The following is a 21,324-nucleotide window of genomic DNA, read 5'->3' as shown; positions in this document are numbered from 1 at the left end:
TTACATTTTTTATTTTTCTTCTGCAACCCTCCATCCTACTTCTTGCATCTACATTACGAAAAGCAAAAATTTTCAAAAACTTCTGCAGCGGTTTTTCAAACATAACTTGATAGTTGAAGCTTCATAACACTTCACTATCTACACACCAAATCAATCATTAACATTTAGCTTGCGGGTTGCCGCAATTAATAAAATTATGAAAACGCTTGTAAAAACAATCGCTGCTTTAGCTATGGCTATTACTTTAAATTTCGGAGCATTTGCCCAAGATGATGAGAAAGATTCAAGTGAATATACGCGTTCTTCGCATTTCTCGCCAAAGAAACATAATATGTTTTCACGTAAAGACTTTGGTATCTATGTTGGGCTGAATACTTACGAAAGTAAAACAATGCCTGAACTCGACAATTTACGTTCGAGATATGTAGCCCTCAACTGGAAGAAAAATCATCGCCTTATTACTGGCAATAATGTTGATGTGGCCCTTGGCACTGGCTTTGAGTTTGCTTGGAACAATTATATGATGAAAGATAATATTCGATTAATTAATACCCCTGCGGGAGCTGATTTTGTAGATGTAAAGCAAAATCTTGATAAATCGAAATTGGTCGTATCTAGTTTGAATATTCCGCTGATGCTTCAGTTTGGCTTTAAAGAAAGCCGTTGGAGTTTAGGAATTGGAGCTTATGGTGGTGCAAGAATCGGCAGTTATGTAAAAACCAAAGATGAAAACGGAACAAAAGAGCATTTCAAAAGTGCTTATAATCTTAATAAATTCCACTACGGCTTAGCCGCAGAATTAGGTCGAGAAGGATTTACCTTATTTGCCCGCTACGAACGCACACCACTTTTCAATGATAACAACCCAATCAATGGCAATGCCATTTCATTCGGAATTCGTTTGTAAAATTATAAGTTTTAAATGTGCCATACCTGTTCTCAGATAACAAAGTGTGGCACATTTGGTTAGTTTTGCCGTAGAGACGTTGCATGCAACGTCTCTACAAAACATCAAAATCAAACGCCTGAACATCGGGGGATACAAAAGCCAGTCGAGCTTCACGAGAAAGTAATTTTTCACGAGTATAGAAAGTAAAAGCAGCGGCACGGTCGCAGTACTTGCTTGTCAAGAAAGCGTTACAAACTTGCTCAAAACTCTGATTATTAGTTGAATACCTTTGCCAAAACTCATTCAATAACCAAACCCAAAATACCGTAATTGACTCATGATAACCACTCGAATCGGTGTTTTGCCCGCCAACTGATAAATTATAGTCCTTAATATTTTCTCGCATAGTATTAAGGGCTTCTTCATAACTAAAATTAGCTACATGCCACAACCCCGCAATCAAATGAGCTTCATGCGTCCATTCTTTGGCTGGTAATGTTTTTTTACGAAACCCATTAATAATATGGTCAAAATCGTTCTGAGAGGAAGGAATAAAATAATCCATTTCGAAATTTTATTTGGAATTTAGTCTCAATAAATAAAAAAATAGCAATAAATCAAAATATTGTTTTGTATTTATGCGATAAAAGAATTTCAATGAAGGTATATATATTGATAGCATAATAATTTCTAAATTTGCCCATCAACCAAACCATAAAACAAATGCACATTTTCGACCATACATTATTGAAAATCATTCAGGTAATGATTTCTCTCTTTGCTGGTGTACTTTTCCTTCAATCAGGCCTCGATAAAGTCTTCGATTTTAAAGGCAATAAAGGCTACATACAAAGTGTTTTTGCCAACACATTTCTAAGTAGGGTGTCGGGCTTACTATTTATCATCATTACAATTTTGGAAGTTTTGGCGGGAATGGCCTCTTTTTTTGGTGGCATTTTTTATTTCATTGAAGGACAAAAAGACTTTGCTATTTTAGGCTTAGAATTATCATTACTTTCGCTTTTTTGTCTTTTTACTGGCCAACGAATTGCCAAAGATTACACTGGAGCTGCATCATTAGTAGGATATTTTCTATTGATGGCTTTCGGGCTGTTTGTATTTGCTTTAGTGGGGTAAAAACGATGCCTTCGACTCCGCTCAGGCAACGTTTTTTGCGGTGGCTGAGCGAAGCCGAAGCCCCGAAAAATATCAAAACCAATCAGCTTGCATTTCTATGGTTACAGAATCAGTGCTTTGTAGGCGTTTTACGAGCGAATCTACTTTTACTAATTCATATTCGTAGAAATACCTTAAAGTGGCCAATTTGCCTTGATAAAAGTTTTGGTCAGTATCGTGTGCTTCGGCCAATTTTCTTTCTGCAACAATCGCTTGGCCCAGCCATTGCCATGCAATCGTGATGATACCAAACATCTCTAAATACAGGGTAGCATCAGCCAAATATTTCTCTATTTCACCTTTTCCAGCCAAGCCCAATAAATAACCCGTTGCTTGTTGTGCTTTTGCTAAATATTTTTGAAGTTTTTCAACGAATGGCTGTAAGGCAGGAATTTGGGCAGCTTCATTCATTGTTTTGGACACCTCTTCAAAGAAAATCTGTGCAGCTTTACCATTATGAATTGTCAGCTTTCTACCCAAAAGGTCAAGCCCATGAATGGCCGTTGTACCTTCATGAATTGGATGAATACGTGCTTCACGATAATATTGTTCAACTGGAAAATCGGTTGTATAACCCGAACCACCCAAAACCTGCACCGCCGCACTGGTTGATAAACAGCACATTTCAGAAGGATATGATTTTCCTACGGGTGTAAGTAAATCTAGTAATAATTCGGCACGTTCTTTTGCTTCGCCAGTTTCTACCAAAATCAAATCTGATAATTTACTACAGAATAATAACAAACCTAAAGAACCCTCTACCACTGCCTTCTGAAACAACAACATTCGCTTCACATCGGCATGATTGATGATGGTTATTTGAGGTTTTGTTGGGTCTTTTTCTGAAATTTTTCTTCCTTGTGGACGCTCCTTTGCGTACGCCAACGACGAATGATAGGCGGCTGTACCGATGGCAGTAGCATTGAGGCCAACACCGATACGAGCTTCATTCATTAGTTGAAACATATAGTTGAGACCCTTGTGTGGTTCGCCAACTAAATAACCCAAAGTACCATCATTGGAGCCAATACTTAAATGAGCTATCGGAGCTCCTTTATAGCCCATTTTATGGAAAATTCCAGCCGTAATTACATCATTATCAATTAGTTCTCCATTTTCTGGTCTTTTTTGAGGAACCACAAAAAGTGAAATCCCCTTCGCTCCTATCGGCCCACCTTTTATTTTTGCAAGCATCAAATGCACCACATTTTCACAAGCATCGTGGTCGCCTGCCGAAATAAATATTTTTTGTCCTTTGATTTTATAAACACCTGCCTCGTCGGTTGGCTCAGCTATCGTTGAAATATCCGAAAGCGAACTACCCGCATTAGGCTCTGTCAAGGCCATTGTACCTTGCCATTTACCCGAATACATATTAGGTGTAAATCTATCTATCAATTCTTGCGAACCAAACGTACGAATAAGATTTGCAGAGCCACCACTCATGAACGAAAAAATACTCGAAGAATAGTTGGCTGCTTGGAAAATAAACCCTGCGGCGTTTAACACCGTAATTGGTAATTGCTGCCCGCCTTCATCATAGCGAAAAGCAGCGTTTACCCAACCATCATCGCCCATTTTCTTAATGATGGCTTTCATTCCTTCATGAATCCTGATTTTTCCATCAACCAACTGAGGTTCTTTTCTATCCATTTCAGTTAGTAAAGGATGAAGCATTTTTACGGCAATACTTTCCGCCGCATCGAGCACCATATCAAACGATTCTCGGTTATGGTCTTGAAAGTATTCATATTGGCTAAGTGACTCGCTATCAAGAACTTCGTAAAGATGAAACTGTAAATCTCTTTTTGAAAAAAACATAGGTTTATAGGTTGATACGTGTAAATAAAATATATTTTAGGCTGAAATTTCTTCTTTTTTATAAAAGAATTTTGCCATCACAACCACTACAGCTACCCCCAAAATACTTCCGGCAAAAACATCTCTAGGAAAATGCTGGAAAAGATACATCCGAGAAAATCCCACCAACATTGCCATCACTAACAAGATGATTGACAATGATGTTTTTCGAAATACTATTGCACAAAAACAAGCGAAAGCAAAAGCGGTAGTTGTATGCCCAGAAGGAAAACTTTGCCAATGGTGCAGCGTGACGCCTTCTACCAAATTAATGGCTCGACCACTATTTTGATAAACCTCTATTGGGCGTGGATGATTAAATATGTTTTTGAGAAACAAGGATACCAAAACCTTTAATATCCAAGAGATTAGTAAAAACTTTACAATAGCTGTTTGCTTGACTTTTTTTACGAAATGTCGGTAAAGTAACGCCAACAACAAAATCAACCAAATTGTGTCTTCACCGAGGGTTGTGACAAACCTAAAAAAAGCATCAAGCTCCAAGCTATGGTGCTGATTTATAAGAAACATCAGGTCTGTTGGGCTGGAAATTAGTTGCAAAATCGCACCAAAAAGCACCCAAACAAGGAAAAAAATAAAAAATAAACGATTATTAGTAAGTATTTTAAGCATTTTCTCTAAGAAACTTTCGTAATTCCAAAATTAGCCGTAAATTTGCAACCTTTCTGTGAAAACGTGAGCAAGATACTATCAAAATACGATATTAACATTCAAGGACTCGAAGAAAAGGTTCATTCGTTTGAATTCGAGGGTGATGATAAGTTTTTTGAAGCATTCGGACAAGTATTTATTTCGAAGGGCAATTTTAAGGCCATCGTGAAACTTACCAAGAATGCTACATTGCTTCAGCTTGATTTTGATATAAAGGCGAACATCGAACTCATCTGCGACCGCAGCCTTGAGCCTTTCGAAGAGCCTATTGAGTTGAAGGAAAGATATATTTTTAAATATGGCGACCACCACGAGGAAATCACCGATGAAATTGAAATGATTCCTTTCGGGCAAGCCACCATCAACATTGCCCAACACATCTATGATTTTATTTGTGTGTCGCTCCCGATGAAGAAGCTTCACCCAAGGTTCAGAGATGATGATTTTGATGAAGATGGGCTCTTGGTTTACTCATCTGACCCAGAAGAAGAGAAACCAGAGGAAAAAGAGCAAGAAATTGACCCACGTTGGGCAGCTCTTGCGAAACTCAAAATGAATGATAATTGAGGTACGATTTTGACCACAGCCACAAAAAGCTGTAAATTACCAATTTCGCCTCTATCTTATAAAAATAAATTTGTTACATAGTTAATTGTTAATAGTAAAATGGCACATCCTAAGCGAAGACATTCGACAACCAGAAGAGATAAGCGTAGAACGCATGATTCTTTGACAACTAAATCATTATCAGTAGATGCAACTACTGGCGAGATTCACGTTCGTCACCGTGCACACGTATTCGAAGGTAACTTATATTATAAAGGCAAATTAGTTGCTGAAGGCTACCAAAAAGCTTAATAATATCTTGTGGCTGGATACTGGTTACTTACCAAAAACAATTTATAAGTTTTCCTTATAGAATATACCAGTAGCCGTTACCCAAAAACAAATATTTACTCAACCAAGAGATTGCTTTTATGAAAATTGCCGTAGATGTTATGGGGGGTGATTTTGCTCCCAAAGCCATCGTCGAAGGTGCTGTCATGGCCGCCAACCAATTATCCGAAGGTATAAAATTGGTATTGATTGGCAAACAAAGCATAATGCTTGATATTTTACGAACAATGAAATATCCTGCTCATGCTATTGAAATGGTCAATGCTGACGATGTTATCGAGATGGGAGAACATCCAACAAGAGCTTTTTCTCAAAAACCCAATTCCAGCATTGGAGTTGGGTTTAAACTTTTAAAAGAGAAACAAGTCGACGCCTTTTGTAGTGCCGGAAATACGGGTGCTATGATGGTAGGGTCACTCTTTACAGTAAAAACTGTTGGAAATATCCAACGCCCACCTATAGCAGGGTTTCTTCCTCTCAAAAGCGGTGGTTATAGCCTAATGCTTGACATTGGTGCTAACGCCGACTGCAAACCAGAAGTTTTGGCAGAATTTGCCGAACTTGGTTCACTTTATGCCAAATTCTCATTTGGAATTGAAAGCCCTAAAGTTGCTCTTCTCAATATCGGAGAAGAAGAACAAAAAGGTTCAACCGTTGTACAAGCAGCTCATCAGCTATTGAAAATCAATAAGAAAGTCAATTTCATAGGTAATATTGAAGGTCGTGACTTATTTGATGGAAAAGCGGATGTGATTGTAACTGAAGGTTTTACTGGAAATGTGATTTTCAAAATGGGAGAATCGTTCTACGATTACGCCGCATCACAAGGAATCAAAGACTCACTCATCGACCGTATGAACTACGAAGTGATTGGTGGAAGTCCGATTATTGGCGTGAAAGGTAATGTAATTGTGGCACATGGCATTTCTTCACCAGAAGCTATCCAAAATATGATTTTCTTGGCTGTTCGTCAGGTAGAATCAAAAGTTACTGAACATATTATTGCTTCATACGAAGATTAGGAAGGTCTTACCGGAAGGTCTGACCTTCTTAATTTTATACGTAATTGTAAGTTTTAAATTTCATCTTTTCACTAATGATGGTCTGTTTTCTAAACCGACCTTTAATACATAAATGAACTTAAAAGCAGCTATCACTGGTATTCATGGCTATGTGCCAGAAGATATTTTGACCAACGCAGATTTAGAAAAATTGGTTGATACTAACGATGAGTGGATTACTACTCGAACGGGTATTAAAGAACGCCATATTTTACGAGGAGAAGGCTTGGCCACTTCATACATGGCTTCAGAAGCAGTGAAAGGCTTACTTGCGAAAACTGGAACTAACCCAAAAGACATTGATTTAGTTATTTGTGCGACGGTAACTCCCGACTTTATGTTTCCTTCAACTGCCAATTTGGTATGTACACAATGTGGGATTCCTTCAATCGGAAGTTTTGATATTTTGGCCGCTTGCTCAGGTTTTTTATATGCACTTTCAGTTGGTACTCAATTTATTGAGTCTGGCCGTTATAAGAAAGTAATTGTTATTGGAGCAGATAAAATGTCGGCCATTGTTGATTATACTGACCGTACCACTTGTGTATTATTTGGCGATGGTGCTGGTGCTGTATTACTAGAACCTTCAACTGATGAAAATGGCATCATTGATTTCTTGCTTCGTTCTGATGGAACAGGTGGCGACCACCTCATTATGAAAGGTGGCGGTAGCCGTTATCCAGCAAGCCACGAAACAGTAGATAATCGCTGGCACAATATTCACCAAGAAGGACCTTCGGTATTTAAGTTTGCTGTAACAAACATGGCAGACGTTTCAGCAGAAATCATGGAACGTAATAACTTAACTGGTGATGATATTTCGTGGTTAGTACCACATCAAGCAAATAAGCGTATCATTGATGCTACCGCTCGCCGAATGGGTATTGGTGATGAAAAAGTAATGCTGAATATTCATAAATATGGCAATACTACTGCTGCTACAATTCCGCTTTGTTTATACGATTACGAAAAACAACTCAAAAAAGGAGATAATCTTGTTTTAGCTGCTTTTGGTGGTGGATTCACTTGGGGAGCATGTTACATTAAATGGGCTCTTTAATTAACCCCACAAATTATATCTAAGGAATAAATAAATAAGACATATTTAGTAATGGCAACAACCGCAGATTTTAGAAATGGTCTTTGTTTAGAATGGAATAATGACCTTTATTCAATCGTAGAATTTCAACACGTAAAGCCAGGAAAAGGCCCAGCTTTTGTTCGAACTAAGCTGAGAAACATCAAAACTGGTAGAGTGATTGATAATACTTTCACCGCTGGTGTAAACGTAATAACTGCCCGCATCGAAAAGAGAGAATTTCAATTTCTTTATAAAGATGAAGATGGCTATAACTTTATGGAAACCGATACTTTCGAGCAATTTAATCTTGACGAGAAGATGGTTCCACAAGCCGATTTGATGAAAGAAGGCCAAGCTGTTTCTGCTTTAGTGCACGCTGAAACTGAAACTATCTTAAGCATCGAATTACCACAATATGTTGAACTTCGTGTTACTTATACAGAACCAGGCTTAAAAGGCGATACAACTACCAGCCCAAGTAAACCTGCAACTGTAGAAACAGGTGCATCAATCAGAGTTCCACTTTTCATCGAAAATGATGAATTGATTCGTGTAAATACAACAACTTACGAATACGATTCACGTGTGAAAGAAGGCAAATAATTGCTAATTATTTACATGTAAGAAACAACAAGAATCGCTTGAGTCAAGTTTTTAAACATATCACAGACGATACCTCCTCTACCGAATCGCCGAAAGCTGCTTAGATTAAAACTGTAGGGCCGCTTTCTAATATTCTTTGTAGGTATCGTCTTTCTTTTTACATTTGTACGAAAAATTACTCTATAACCACGAATAATATCTACCTTTCATGGAAACAAAAGATATCCAAAAACTAATAGATTTTATATCTCAATCTGGCTTAGACGAAGTTAATATCGAAACTTCTGAGCTAAAGTTAGCTATCAAACGCTATTCAAATACTACCCCTGTGGCCGTAGCTCAACCAGCTTACGTAGCTCCAGCTCCAGTAGCCGCAGCACCTGTTTCAGCCCCAGCCGCCGCTCCAGTTGCTACTCCACTAGCAGCACCTGCTCCTGCAGCCGAGGCAAGCAATTTAATTACGATTAAATCACCAATGATTGGTACATTCTACCGCTCTCCTGGCCCAGATAAAGAAAACTTCGTGAACGTAGGTGATGAGGTATCGGCAGGAAAAGTTGTTTGTATCATTGAAGCAATGAAACTCTTCAACGAAATAGAATCAGAAGTTTCGGGTAAAATCGTTAAAGTATTGGTTGAAAATGCAACTCCAGTGGAGTTTGACCAACCTTTGTTCTTGGTTGAGCCTAATTGATTTGAAGGCTTGTAGCAGGTAGTTGAAAAGCTTATTGGCTTTGTGTACTACTTTGACAACTCAAATCCATAAATTTCAAATCAGAAACCTATGTTCAAAAAAATATTAATAGCCAATCGTGGCGAAATCGCCCTTCGAATCATTAGAACTTGCCGTGAGATGGGCATTAAAACAGTAGCAGTTTATTCTACTGCCGACCGTGATAGTCTGCACGTAAGATTTGCTGATGAAGCTGTTTGTATAGGCCCAGCTCCAAGCCGCCAGTCATATTTGAATATTCCAAATATTATCTCGGCTGCCGAAATTACAAACGCTGACGCCATTCACCCTGGCTACGGATTTTTATCAGAAAACGCTGAGTTTTCAAGAATTTGTGCTGAATACGGCATTAAGTTTATTGGTGCAACAGCCGACCAAATCAACTCAATGGGAGATAAAGCAACTGCTAAAGCTACCATGAAAAATTCTGGTGTACCAGTTATCCCAGGTTCAGAAGGCTTACTTGAGTCGGTTGAAGAAGGTATTCGTTTATCAGAGGAAATGGGCTACCCAGTAATCATCAAAGCAACTGCTGGAGGTGGTGGCCGTGGTATGAGAATTATCAATAATTCATCTGAATTCCAAAAAGCATGGGACGACGCCAAAATGGAGTCGGGTGCAGCATTTGGAAATGATGGCTTATATTTAGAGAAGTTCATCGAAGAACCTCGCCACATTGAGATTCAAGTAGTAGGCGACCAAAATGGTGTAGTTTGTCACCTTTCAGAGCGTGATTGCTCGATTCAACGTCGTCACCAAAAATTAGTTGAAGAAACTCCTTCTCCGATTGTTTCACAAGAACTACGTGAGCAAATGGGTGCGGCAGCTATCAAAGGTGCAGCGGCTATTGGCTATGAAGGTGCGGGTACAATAGAATTTTTGGTTGATAAATACGGAAAGTTCTATTTCATGGAAATGAATACTCGTATTCAGGTAGAACACCCAATTACGGAAGAAGTAACAGATTTCGACTTAATTAAGGAACAAATCAAAGTAGCAGCAGGTGTACCAATTTCGGGTAAAAACTACTTCCCGAAATTATATTCGATGGAATGCCGTATTAATGCCGAAGACCCTATCAATGGTTTCCGTCCATCGCCAGGTAAAATCACTAACTTACACTTCCCAGGTGGGCATGGTGTGAGAATTGATAGCCACGTTTATGCAGGTTACACCATTCCTGCGAATTACGACTCAATGATTGCCAAACTTATTGTTACTGGTCAATCGAGAGAAGAAGTCATCACGCGTATGAAACGTGCCTTGCAAGAGTTTGTGATTGAAGGTATCAAAACTACCATTCCATTCCACATCAAGTTGATGGATGATGAGACTTTCAAATCGGGTAAGTTTACTACTAAATTCTTAGAAACCTTCGATTTTAGTCAACTATAAGAATATTTAGTCCTAAAAAATTTATCTCGGATTAAATTAAAATCATATTATATGAACCTCGAAAGTAGTCACTTTCGAGGTTTTTTTATTTAAATTTTCTATTAATAAATTTCAACATGCTATTCGTTGAATGAATAAAAACTTACTAAGAATTTCGGAATGATTCATGTTTAAATTACTTCAATTTTGTTAAGGATTGATAAACCAAAACTTTAAATTTTTCGCCCAAATCGGCATAACTATTAGGATATTTTTGTGTGAGAAATATACCCACAATATTTTGTTTGGGGTCAACCCAATAACTTGTTCCGAAAATTCCACCCCACTCATAATTTCCTTCTGAAACTGGCAAACGAGCTGCTTCTTTTGAAGTAGCGAGGGCAAATCCTAAACCAAATTTTCTAATACCTACATTTACCTCACCAATTTGGTTAGTAGTCATTTGACGAATAATAGCGGGCGATAAAATATCTTTTCCGTTAAGGCTTCCACCATTTAAAAGACATTGTAAAAATTTGGCATAATCTGTTGCCGATGAAGATAAACCACCTCCACCAGACATAAAGCCAGTTTTTTGTCTTGGGTAATTTTGTGAACTTTCAGGAGCTTTTATCAATTTACGGTTTTGGTCTTCGGCGTAAAGTGTAGCTAATTTATTATGTTTTGATTCTGGCAGATAAAAGAAAGTATCGGTCATGTTCAATGGGGCAAAGATTCGTTCTTGGAAGAATACATCAAGTGGCTTTCCAGAAACAATTTCTACTAAATAACCTAAAATATCAGTATTCAAACCATAGGTAAAACGTTCGCCGGGTTGGTGCATCAATGGCATTTTGGCTAAGTTATTGGCAAAATCTGCCAATTTGAGATTAGGGTCTCCTAAACCATTTGAAATCTTATTTTTGGCATAAATAGCATTGGCTTCTTTTGTGCCAATTCCTAAATAACTAATGCCTGAGGTATGAGTCAATAAATCTCGAATTGTAATTTCTCTTTTAGCAGGAATAGAAGTAAAAGAACTATCGGCCTCATTGAATTTATCTAATACAACTGGCGATTTAAAGGCAGGAATGTATTTTGAAATGGGCTCATCTAGCAAAATTTTCCCTTCTTCATAAAGAATCATTACGGCTGTGCTGGTAATGGCCTTGGTTTGTGAGGCAATTCGCACGATGGCGTCTTTCGAAAGTTTTGTTTTGGTATTTATATCATCATAGCCAAATGATTCATGATATACCAACTTGCCATCACGCATGACTAATGCGATAGCACCTGCAAGACGCTCTTTCTGAATATAATCATTGACAACTGTTTCGATACGTTTTAGGCGAGTAGAACTCATTCCTACCGATTCGGGAAGGGCTTTTTCAAGGTTCTGTGCAAAACCAAGCGTGCTAATGAATACAAAGAATAGTAAGATTGTTTTTTTCATAATTATTGAGCGTTGAGAGAAAGAAATGATTAAAGACTTTTTAAATATAGAATAGAATTATTTCAATAAATATTATTAATTTGCAAATACCTCTTTTGACAACTAATGTATGAAAAATATTCTAAACGACCATTCATATCGTTACTTTGTGTTAGTAATGCTAACCTTAGTTTATGTTTTTAATTTCATTGACCGACAATTATTAGTCATTCTCCAAGAATCAATCAAACATGAATTAAACCTTACTGATACACAGCTTGGATTGTTATCGGGGTTTACATTTGCACTATTTTATGTCACTTTAGGCTTGCCTATTGCCCGAATAGCTGATAAGGGGAATAGAAGAAATATCGTAACAATTTCTCTTGGATTATGGAGCATCATGACAGCCGTTTCGGGCTTAGTTCAAAACTTTTATCAATTACTTTTAACTCGCATTGGCGTAGGTATTGGTGAAGCAGGCGGTAGCCCGCCCGCCCACTCAATGATTTCCGATTATTTTCCCGCTGAAAAACGAGCAACCGCATTATCTATTTATTCAACAGGAATTTACTTTGGCATTCTCATTGGATTTTTAATTGGGGGTTATCTAAACCATGAATTAGGCTGGCGAGTAGCATTTTTTGCCTTAGGTATTCCAGGAATTGTATTTTCATTGTTATTCTACATTTCGGTAAAAGAACCTAAACGTGGAGCTTCTGATGATTTAAAAACTGAAACCGAATCAGTAAGCATAATTACCGTAGTTAAGTACTTATTTGCAACAAACACTTTTGCTTATTTGGGTCTGGCTACTGCATTTCATGTATTTTGTTTATATGGTGTTTCTAATTGGGCTCCTTCATTTTTGAGTAGAATACACCACATGCAAAGTAGTGAAATTGGTGTTACGCTTGGTTTACTATTTGGAATAGGTGGAGCTTTGGGTACATTTTTAGGTGGTTATCTGACCGATTTATACGGCAAAGAAGATAAAAGTTGGTATTTACGTATTCCAGCCATAGGTGCATTAGTATCAAGTGGTTTGGCTGTTGGGGCATTATTTATTGAAGATAGAAATGTGTCACTGGCATTTATGGGCTTATGTGCCTTGATGCAAAGTGCTTATTTAGGGCCATCTATCGCTGTTTCTCATAGCCTTGTACCTGCCAATATGCGAGCCTTGACTTCTGCTATTTTATTTTTCATTCTCAATATCCTTGGTTTGGGCTTGGGTCCATTAACGGTCGGTCTTTTGAGCGATTGGCTTACGCCAACTTATCATTCAGAATCTATCCGTTGGGCAATGTCGATTATTATTTTCATTGAAATTGTGGCTAGTACTTTCTTCTTTATTGCTGCAAAAAAAATATCGATTGATTTATCTGAAAAATAGGCTAATATTCTGTAGAAAAACGCACATCCGTGGGCTTTAAAAACGCGATTGCCATTATGTAAAAGACTGGTGGTTCTTCACGTATTTAAGATGCTCAATTTTTCTTACATTTAAAATCCCCCTTGAGTAGAAACCAAGGGGGATTTGTATGATAATCATTTATTTATAGATTACCTATTTCTCTTTAGAATATCCTAGCAATTATTGCATTTGCATTCCTTCCATTGAGTTGGTATTATTGTTTTTCTTAAACATACTCATATCCATTTTTCCGAAACGAATCGACAGGTTTAACTTTACCATTTGTGGGTTAGTCAGGCGATAATATGTTTGTGAGAAACCTTCACCGTAAGAAACTTGGGTATTACCACGTGTACGGAAAATATCGTTTACTGAAAGTGTCAAAGAAGCCAAATCATTTTTCAGGAATGTTTTCTTCACTGCGAAATCAACACCATAGAAAGGTTTGATATAGCCTTGTGATGAACTTTGAGCTTGACTCATTGGCGGGCCAAATCCTTGATTTTGAGTAACTGGCATATTGGTTTTTCCTTGATAATCGCCCGAAAGTTGAATTACCCATTTTTTCGGCAAATTGAAGTTGTTGTTTAATTTCCCGAAAACTGTCCAAAGTGCTGAAGTGGCTACTGCATTATCAATATTATCGGTATTAATTTTTGAATTATAAAAATTGATATTGGCCGTCAAATCCCACCATTTTTGCACCTTATTGGAATAAGTAAACTCTGCTCCGTAATTGATACTCGAATTAGCATTGATATAAGTATTAATCAAATCTAGTTTCCCACTAATCGGATTTATTTCTTGATTCAAATATCTAGTTATCAGGTTATTGGTATGTTTATAATAAGCCGATGCCAAGAATGTGCCTGTACCTTGCGATTTACTATAAGAAATTTCGCCAGAAGTTGTAAACTCAGGTACTAGATTGGCATTTCCACGGGTGATATTTAAGCTATCGCTGTAATCAATAAACGGAATTAATTGGAAAAAATTCGGGCGATTAACTCTGCGAGTAACACTTAATTGTAATTGGTCAGTTTTTGATAAATTCTTGCTAATAAATACCGATGGAAATAAACTAATCGGGTAGCTATTACTAAAGTTTTGACCAGTATTCAACAATTTTCCTTCATAAGAAGAGCTCTCAGCTCTTAAACCAACTTTATATGAAAACATGGTACTTACTTTACCCGAAACAGAGGCATAAGCGGCATACACACTATTTTTGCTATCATAATTGGCCGATGCTGAAGTAATATTTTTATAAACATCTGAGCCAACTGCTTTCAGCGAATTATCATTGATATTTTGCAAATTATTTATTTGAGCTCGGATACCCGTTTCAAGGTTCATTCCATTCTTAAATGGCTTTGTATAATCGGTTTGGAAAGTCATAAATTGATTTTCACCATTACCAATATTTCTCTGAATTTGAGTACCCGTAATTTGGTTCGAAGCATTGTAATAATTAGTTGTATAAACACCATTCATTGCATTTTTGCCACCGAAATAGTTAAAATCCATCGAAAGTTCTTCACCAGAAGTTGGGAAATTATGTTTTAATCCTAATTGTAAACCTCGTGGTTTGAAACTACGCTCTGACTCCGACAAACGATTACTTACAGTAGTTTTACCTGAAGTGGTATTTGTGATTAAGATATCTTCCGATGGTCGAAATTTACCTCCCGCAATCACAGTTCCAACTGAGAGTGTCGTACGATTCGAAATATTATAATCTACTCCCAAACGTCCGAATGTCATCATCCCTTTGGTTTTACTCTCAATGTCTTGCATAACATTTGAGTTGATGCCCCCAATACTGCTTGTACGCTCGCTATTTCCTTCGGTGTTGTTTCGCATACGCATATTCATACCCATAAGCGTAACATTCCATTTTTTCTGACGAACACTGATACTTCCCATTGCATTTGAGCCACCAAAACGGTCGGCACCGATATTAAGCATTCCGTTGTAGCCGCTCTTTTTATTCTTTTTCAGAATAATATTTAAAATACCAGCCATACTTCCTGAAGCATCATATTTAGCAGATGGATTAGTAATTACCTCTACTTTCTCAATGGCATCGGCAGGAATTTGGTCGAGCGATAAAGTTGTTGGGCGACCATCAATAAAGATTGTTGGGGCAGCATTACGAAGTTTTACATTTCCATCAATATCAACTTGTAATGAAGGAATATTTCGCATCACATCAACGCCCGTTCCGCCAGCCGTTACGATGTTTTTTTCTACATTAAAAGTCTTTTTATCAATATCCATTTCAAGCAATGCCTTTTGAGCCGTTACGGTTACAGCATCTAAAACTTTGGTATCGCTTTCTATCTTGATATTGCCTAAGTCTTTATCAAAAGCCGCCATCATTTTTGCAATCATTGCAGGGTCTGGTTGTTGGCCTGCTTTAGGTGGCGTCATTCCTTCCATTTTAGGCATGGCAAAAGTCACTGGCAATTCAAGGGTTTTATATCCTACCGAACTGATTTTTAATTTCAACTTTGCCATTACTGGAACTTCTGAGAAATTAAAATCTCCATTTAGCTCCGAACTTTGAGCTTTTACCAATACATCTTTACTTTGTTTGGTAGCGTTATCGAAAGTTGTTTTGAGTAATACAACCGATGCAAATTCAACTGGTTTGCCTTGCTCATCAACAATTTTTCCGAATAATTTTCCTTCTGGCATTTTTGCTCCTGCTGGAGCACCGCCTGTTGGCATTTGAGCAAAACTCGTGATTGTGATAAGTGCTGTAAAAAGAGCAGATAATAACCTTTTCATTTTCATAAAAATTTATGTTTGAGTAGCTTCTGTTTATTGTTGTTTCAGAAACATGGCTCAAAGGTGAGAAGGATTGTTGACTCAATCAACGATTTGTATATCTGTGAAGATGAAGTGTATATCTGTGAGAAAGAATAGTTTCGTAGAGGCGTTGCGTGCAACGCCTCTACGGGGAATCTAGATTTTTTTTACCCTTTGATATTCTCGATATATGTCTTTCCAACTGGCAATTCGATATTAGAGAGAAATACTTTCGAATGCTGAAAAGAAGTGATTTTTTGTTTGTTAATAATAAACGAATTATGAATTCGAGCGAAGGTTTTTTCGGGCAATTTACTTTCCATTCCACGCAAATTACTTCTAGTGAGCACTGGGTGAACTCTATTTTCTAAATAGATTTTAACATAATCTTTCAAGCCTTCGATGTAGATAATTTCTTCGAAAAGTAGCTTCACTTTCTGATATTCAACGTTTATCAAAATATAGTTTTCTTCAGTCTCGATTTTAAGTTTTTCTCTGAAATACAATTGGTCTTCTGCTTTCTTGAGTGCTGCGGCCAAACGCTCTTTTCTGATTGGTTTCATCAGATAATCAATGGCGTTTAACTCAAAACCTTCAAGTGCATATTGATGATAAGCCGTTGTGAAGATAACTAAAGGAGGGTTTTCGAGGTTTCGGATAAACTGCGTACCAAGCATTTCAGGCATCTGAATATCAGAAAAAATGAGGTTAACTTCATGTGTTTTCAAAAAATCAGGCACATCAAGAGGACTATTGAATTTTTCGAGCACTTCTACATTCGAAAAATCCAATAAATCATCCTCTAAAATATTCAACGCAAATGGTTCGTCGTCGATTAATATACACTTGATTTTCATAGTGACAATGAAAAGTTTTTTAACATCCCCCTACCCCCTTTTGCTTTTTCGCACATAATCCTACGCACAAGGGGGATTATGATTCTAAAATTAATTTCAAATTCACCTCAAAATATTCATCATTATGGGTAATCTTAAGTTCATGTTTATTTGGATAAAGCAATTCCAAACGCCTTTGAATATTGGTTAACCCAATTCCTTCATTCTGAATATTGGCTTTCTTTAATAAAATCTTGTTTTTTGAGTAAAAGGTTAGTCCATTAGGTAGCGTACTAAATTCAAATACAATATCTGGAGCATTCTTGCTATCAATGCCATATTTGAAGGCATTTTCCACAAAATGTATGAAAAGTAGTGGTTCTATCAAGTAATTTTTAATGTTTTCATCTACTTTAAAAACTACATTTCCTTCAATTGGCAAGCGTAGGGTTTGAAGTTCGATAAAATTACGAAGGTGTTCTATTTCTCGACTAAATTCCACTTTCGAGCCTTCTACTTCGTAAATAATGTATCGAAGTATTTCTGAAAGTTTCATAACTGATTCTTCCGACTGCTCAGATTTTTTACGTATCAACCAACGGATATTATTGAGTGTATTAAACAAGAAATGTGGACTAATCTGTAACTTAAGCATGTTAAGCTCGGCCGTAGTTTTTTCGAGTTCGATTTGCTTATTAAGTTCTTTCTGATGAGCTTGTTCATCGTATAAAAAGAGCATTGTACTTGTAAGAATGCACAATGAATAAATAATTGTTGGTCCAAAAACTAATCGGATAAATAGAATATTTTTTTCTTGTAAATGCTTCAATTCGTCTTCGGGATTAAGCCGAAAGAAAAGATAAGTCATAACAATATAAATGCCCAGCACCAAAAGAATCAGAACAAAGAATTTAATTCGAGCTTGTTCAAAAAAGAATTTTGGAGCAATATAATGGAGGTTTGAATAGAAGGCCGTTGCTAAAAATGCTATGTTCAGGAAGTGTGTTTGAACAAAGTAGAAATTTAACTCTGATAATTTTTGTGGCTGATACAAATAACCTATAAAGGGCAAGAACAACAGTATTGTCCACGAAATGACATGCGAAAAATAGGGTTTGATGGCTCTCCTTATCATAAACATTTGTTAAAGAAAGACAATATTAGTGATTTGGATTTAATTTATGTATTTGGAATATCTAAAAATCAATTCAACCCTCGATATTCCAAGGGAGACACCCCCACTTTTTGCTTGAATAATCGCGTAAAATGCTGTGGATATCTAAAACCCAATTCATACGAAACCTCACTTATTGACTTCGATACATCTAAAACCTGCTCCTTAGCTAGCTCTAAAAGCTTTAGATGAATAAAATCTTGGGCAGAATTACCTGTCTCTTTTTTTATCAAATCGCCAAAATAATTAGCCGAAAGATTAAGCTCATTGGCAAAATGAGCCACCGTAGGTATCCCACTAATTTTCAATTGTTGACTTCTCAAATATTCATTTAATTTTTGCTCGAATTGTTCGATAATTCCATGATTAGCGTGTTCACGAGTAATAAACTGGCGGTCGTAGAAACGTGTGCAGTATTTCAACAATAACTCTAGATTGGCAATGATAATCTTTTTACTGTGTTTATCAATATTCTGGCTCATTTCTGAGATAATATTGGCGTAGCAATTATCTACAATTTGTCGCTCTCTATCTGAAAGATGCAGTGATTCATTCAATTCATAGCTAAAAAATGAGTATTCATGAATTTGTTTACCGAGCGAAGTCCCTTTCAATAAATCAGGATGAAAAATAAGTGCTTTACCATAAGGTTGGTGCATTTCTCCTAATGGCTCGCTTCCGATTATTTGATTGGGGCCAATAAAAATCATCGAGCCATCTGAATAATCGTAAAATTTATTACCATAACGCATTTCGCCACAAATCGTTTCCTTCGTAATAATAGCATAGAAATCAATTCTGGCTTTGTGTCTCGGAATGAGGTCAGATTTATTCAAATCTACGTAATTAATAAGCGGATGTAAGGTCTTATTATTAAAGTATTCGCTGTATTTTTTGATGCTATCGAAGATAATCATGGGCTTTTTTATTCAAATCTATATAAATAAAAAATGAGTTGTTTACCTATCAGTAAAAATGGTAAGTGAAACCGTAAAATGTATAAGAAAAATAGGTCTTAGTGAGATTAATTTTGCATTGGATTTTTCCGACACTACATTAAAACCTTAGAAATGAAACATTTAAACACTATTATTTATTCTTTACTCCTTGTATTTTCTTTTCAAATAACTTTAGCTCAATCGACCGATAGTACAAAAAATATTACCAATTTTTCAGGAAATGTAGGCATCACGACCAATGGTTTTTCGATTATCCCTTCATTTTCACTGAATAGCCCTGCTGTAACCACTCAATTATCTTGGCGAAAAAAACGATTTAGCTTCGACCCAGATATACGTTTAAAACCTGATATTACTAAAGGTGGAATGATATTTTGGCTAAGATACCGCATAGTTGATAATAAAAAATTTGGGTTAAGGCTCGGTGTACACCCTGCATTTAATCTTATTCGTAAACAAATTACAGAAAATGGTGTGAATAAAGAAATTACTCAATTCCTAAGATTTGCGGCTTTTGAGCTTGTTCCGAGCTATCAAATTTCGAAAAAATTGGGGGTAAGTGCTACTTATCTTCAAGGACACGGTTTACAAAAAGATGGGCCGCATTTCACAAACGTGCTATTTTTAAATTCAGCCATTACTAATTTAGGGCTTTCTGAAAATCTTCGACTAAACTTCTTTCCTTCGGTATTTTTCCTGCAAACGGATGGCTACCGAGGTAATTATTTCACACTTACCACTGTTTTAGCTCATAAAAAACTACCATTTAGCTTAAGTTCGAGCATTAACCAAACCATCAAAGCCAATTTACCGGGCAATAAAGATTTTATGTGGAATGTGGGATTGAATTATAATTTTAATAAGTATTACAAGAAAGCTAATTAATGTAAAAATATAAACCGCAGATAATGCAAATTTAAAAACCTCTGATTTACGCTGATTTTATTATTTTTCAGCGTAAATCAGCGTCATCTGCGGTTTAAAAGATTATAGTGCCCGTAAGATTAAGTAATTTTGAAATTATTTGAGTATTATCTGGACATTATCTCTAATTTTATCAAAAAACAACTTTTTAAACCAAATGAGTAATACAAAATCAAGAGGCTACGCAGCCTTCGATACTTCTGGTGTACTGAGTCCGTGGGAATTTGAACGCCGACCAGTAGGTGATAATGACATTTTAATAGATATAAAATACGCCAGCATTTGCCATTCAGATATTCATACCATGTTAGGTGATTGGGGTCCACAACAATATCCACAAGTGCCGGGGCACGAAATTGCTGGTATCGTAGCGGCTGTTGGTAAAAATGTTACAAAATTCAAAGTCGGCGACCGTGCGGGCGTAGGTTGTATGGTTAATAGCTGTATGAACTGCGAAAGTTGTAAGCACGGAGAAGAACAACATTGCGATAATGATGCTACTGTTTGGACTTACGGAAACCCAGAAGAAACATCTCCCACAGGTATTACACAAGGTGGGTACGCTAACAATATAGTTGTCAGAGAACACTTTGCCGTACATATTCCAGAACATATTAGCCTTGATAAAGCCGCACCGCTACTTTGTGCAGGTATTACGACCTATTCGCCATTGATGAAAGCCAAGGTCAAAGCAGGTGATAAAATTGGAGTAGCAGGCATAGGCGGACTCGGACAAATGGCCATAAAATTGGCAGTAGCTATGGGGGCAGAAGTATATGCTTTTACTTCAAATGCCACTAAAGTAGTTGAAATAATGGCATTGGGCGTGAAAGAAGTGGTGGTAGTAGACAAGTTATCAAAGCTAAAGCCTTACAACAAAACTTTAGACTACATGATTTCTACCATTCCTGTTCAGTTCGATATTGCAGCCTATTCATCAGTTGTAAAACCTTATGGGTATTTTACGCAAGTGGGAATGCCTGTAGGAGCAAAAATGGCTTTGAATGTCTCAGCATTATCTCGAACACGCGTCAACTTCAATGCTTCATTGATTGGTGGAATTGCCGAAACACAAGATGTGGTTAACTTCTGTGCAGATAATCAGATAGAACCTGATACTATAAATATTACTGCCGACCAAATAAACGATGCTTGGCAGAAACTCATCAATAATCAAGCGAGCCACCATAGATATGTAATTGATGCGGCGAGTTTTTGATATGAAACATGTGTCATACCTTATTTTAAAAAGACCCTATTAAGGGTCAAATATCGGTAGTAAATAGTATTTTTTGCAATTTTAAGTTCCGTAGGAACGACCAATATAACTAAATGGGTCGTTCCTATGGAACTCGTTTTTGGGGAATTTAATCTTTCTACCGATATTTAGCCCCAAAGGGGCAGTTTTATCTCAAAATTCGG

Annotated in this window: 20 protein-coding genes; 12 read left to right on the top strand and 8 right to left on the bottom strand. The window is 36.9% G+C overall.

Annotated elements, in window-relative coordinates; genetic code table 11:
• Positions 1–196: 196 nt before the first annotated feature.
• On the top strand, positions 197–907 hold the full coding sequence (locus EMTOL_RS09820; RefSeq protein ID WP_015029129.1) for an outer membrane beta-barrel protein: 711 nt from the start codon (positions 197–199) through the stop codon (positions 905–907).
• A gap of 94 nt (positions 908–1,001) precedes the next feature.
• On the opposite strand, the gene EMTOL_RS09815 is transcribed toward EMTOL_RS09820, so the two are convergent.
• Positions 1,002–1,454 carry a hypothetical protein gene (locus tag EMTOL_RS09815; RefSeq protein WP_015029128.1) on the bottom strand — a complete coding sequence of 151 codons (453 nt, stop codon included), beginning with the start codon at positions 1,452–1,454 and terminating at the stop codon, positions 1,002–1,004.
• Positions 1,455–1,612: 158 nt separating this feature from the next.
• Here EMTOL_RS09815 and EMTOL_RS09810 point away from each other — a divergent pair, with 158 nt between their 5' ends.
• On the top strand, positions 1,613–2,026 hold the full coding sequence (locus EMTOL_RS09810; RefSeq protein WP_015029127.1) for a DoxX family membrane protein: 414 nt from the start codon (positions 1,613–1,615) through the stop codon (positions 2,024–2,026).
• Between the two features lie 72 nt (positions 2,027–2,098).
• Here the strand turns inward: EMTOL_RS09810 and EMTOL_RS09805 are convergent, their stop codons facing one another.
• Together EMTOL_RS09805 and EMTOL_RS09800 are read right to left on the bottom strand one after the other, a co-directional pair.
• Positions 2,099–3,886, bottom strand: a complete 1,788-nt coding sequence (locus tag EMTOL_RS09805) for an acyl-CoA dehydrogenase (RefSeq protein ID WP_015029126.1) — start codon at positions 3,884–3,886, stop codon at positions 2,099–2,101.
• Positions 3,887–3,922: 36 nt separating this feature from the next.
• A complete protein-coding gene (locus EMTOL_RS09800) occupies positions 3,923–4,456 on the bottom strand; it encodes a phosphatase PAP2 family protein (RefSeq protein ID WP_305953213.1) in 534 nt (177 codons plus the stop codon).
• Positions 4,457–4,621: 165 nt separating this feature from the next.
• On the opposite strand from EMTOL_RS09800, the gene EMTOL_RS09795 reads away from it, so the two are divergent.
• The 7 genes from EMTOL_RS09795 (at position 4,622) to accC (ending at position 10,367) form a co-directional block, all read left to right on the top strand.
• Positions 4,622–5,164 carry a YceD family protein gene (locus EMTOL_RS09795; protein WP_015029124.1) on the top strand — a complete coding sequence of 181 codons (543 nt, stop codon included), beginning with the start codon at positions 4,622–4,624 and terminating at the stop codon, positions 5,162–5,164.
• A gap of 99 nt (positions 5,165–5,263) precedes the next feature.
• Positions 5,264–5,455 (top strand): 50S ribosomal protein L32, encoded by a 192-nt coding sequence (gene rpmF / locus EMTOL_RS09790; protein ID WP_015029123.1) that lies wholly within the window; start codon positions 5,264–5,266, stop codon positions 5,453–5,455.
• Between the two features lie 119 nt (positions 5,456–5,574).
• Positions 5,575–6,516 carry a phosphate acyltransferase PlsX gene (gene plsX / locus EMTOL_RS09785; protein WP_015029122.1) on the top strand — a complete coding sequence of 314 codons (942 nt, stop codon included), beginning with the start codon at positions 5,575–5,577 and terminating at the stop codon, positions 6,514–6,516.
• Between the two features lie 112 nt (positions 6,517–6,628).
• Positions 6,629–7,615 (top strand): beta-ketoacyl-ACP synthase III, encoded by a 987-nt coding sequence (locus EMTOL_RS09780; protein ID WP_015029121.1) that lies wholly within the window; start codon positions 6,629–6,631, stop codon positions 7,613–7,615.
• A gap of 51 nt (positions 7,616–7,666) precedes the next feature.
• Complete coding sequence (gene efp, locus EMTOL_RS09775; protein WP_015029120.1) at positions 7,667–8,239, top strand: elongation factor P; 573 nt, start codon at positions 7,667–7,669, stop codon at positions 8,237–8,239.
• Positions 8,240–8,447: 208 nt separating this feature from the next.
• Positions 8,448–8,933 (top strand): acetyl-CoA carboxylase biotin carboxyl carrier protein, encoded by a 486-nt coding sequence (gene accB, locus EMTOL_RS09770; RefSeq protein ID WP_015029119.1) that lies wholly within the window; start codon positions 8,448–8,450, stop codon positions 8,931–8,933.
• Between the two features lie 90 nt (positions 8,934–9,023).
• Complete coding sequence (gene accC, locus EMTOL_RS09765) at positions 9,024–10,367, top strand: acetyl-CoA carboxylase biotin carboxylase subunit (protein ID WP_015029118.1); 1,344 nt, start codon at positions 9,024–9,026, stop codon at positions 10,365–10,367.
• 175 nt (positions 10,368–10,542) lie between these two features.
• On the opposite strand, the gene EMTOL_RS09760 is transcribed toward accC, so the two are convergent.
• Positions 10,543–11,799: a serine hydrolase domain-containing protein gene (locus tag EMTOL_RS09760; protein WP_015029117.1), complete on the bottom strand. Its 1,257-nt coding sequence runs from the start codon at positions 11,797–11,799 to the stop codon at positions 10,543–10,545.
• Between the two features lie 109 nt (positions 11,800–11,908).
• Between EMTOL_RS09760 and EMTOL_RS09755 the strand changes: the two genes are divergently transcribed.
• Complete coding sequence (locus tag EMTOL_RS09755) at positions 11,909–13,174, top strand: spinster family MFS transporter (RefSeq protein WP_015029116.1); 1,266 nt, start codon at positions 11,909–11,911, stop codon at positions 13,172–13,174.
• Between the two features lie 201 nt (positions 13,175–13,375).
• On the opposite strand, the gene EMTOL_RS09750 is transcribed toward EMTOL_RS09755, so the two are convergent.
• The 4 genes from EMTOL_RS09750 to EMTOL_RS09735 form a co-directional block, all read right to left on the bottom strand.
• A complete protein-coding gene (locus EMTOL_RS09750; protein ID WP_015029115.1) occupies positions 13,376–15,988 on the bottom strand; it encodes a TonB-dependent receptor in 2,613 nt (870 codons plus the stop codon).
• Positions 15,989–16,176: 188 nt separating this feature from the next.
• On the bottom strand, positions 16,177–16,866 hold the full coding sequence (locus EMTOL_RS09745) for a LytR/AlgR family response regulator transcription factor (protein ID WP_015029114.1): 690 nt from the start codon (positions 16,864–16,866) through the stop codon (positions 16,177–16,179).
• Between the two features lie 76 nt (positions 16,867–16,942).
• Positions 16,943–17,980 (bottom strand): sensor histidine kinase, encoded by a 1,038-nt coding sequence (locus EMTOL_RS09740; protein WP_305953212.1) that lies wholly within the window; start codon positions 17,978–17,980, stop codon positions 16,943–16,945.
• A 68-nt stretch (positions 17,981–18,048) separates the two neighbouring features.
• Positions 18,049–18,936, bottom strand: a complete 888-nt coding sequence (locus tag EMTOL_RS09735; RefSeq protein WP_015029112.1) for a helix-turn-helix domain-containing protein — start codon at positions 18,934–18,936, stop codon at positions 18,049–18,051.
• A gap of 153 nt (positions 18,937–19,089) precedes the next feature.
• On the opposite strand from EMTOL_RS09735, the gene EMTOL_RS09730 reads away from it, so the two are divergent.
• Positions 19,090–19,863 carry a hypothetical protein gene (locus EMTOL_RS09730; protein WP_015029111.1) on the top strand — a complete coding sequence of 258 codons (774 nt, stop codon included), beginning with the start codon at positions 19,090–19,092 and terminating at the stop codon, positions 19,861–19,863.
• Between the two features lie 196 nt (positions 19,864–20,059).
• Positions 20,060–21,121: an NAD(P)-dependent alcohol dehydrogenase gene (locus EMTOL_RS09725; RefSeq protein ID WP_015029110.1), complete on the top strand. Its 1,062-nt coding sequence runs from the start codon at positions 20,060–20,062 to the stop codon at positions 21,119–21,121.
• Positions 21,122–21,324 lie beyond the last annotated feature (203 nt).

Origin of the sequence: Emticicia oligotrophica DSM 17448, from assembly GCF_000263195.1 — a bacterium.
Lineage (GTDB): Bacteria > Bacteroidota > Bacteroidia > Cytophagales > Spirosomataceae > Emticicia > Emticicia oligotrophica.
The sequence above is the reverse complement of the archived record's forward strand: the minus strand, read 5'-3'. Positions and strand labels throughout refer to the sequence as shown.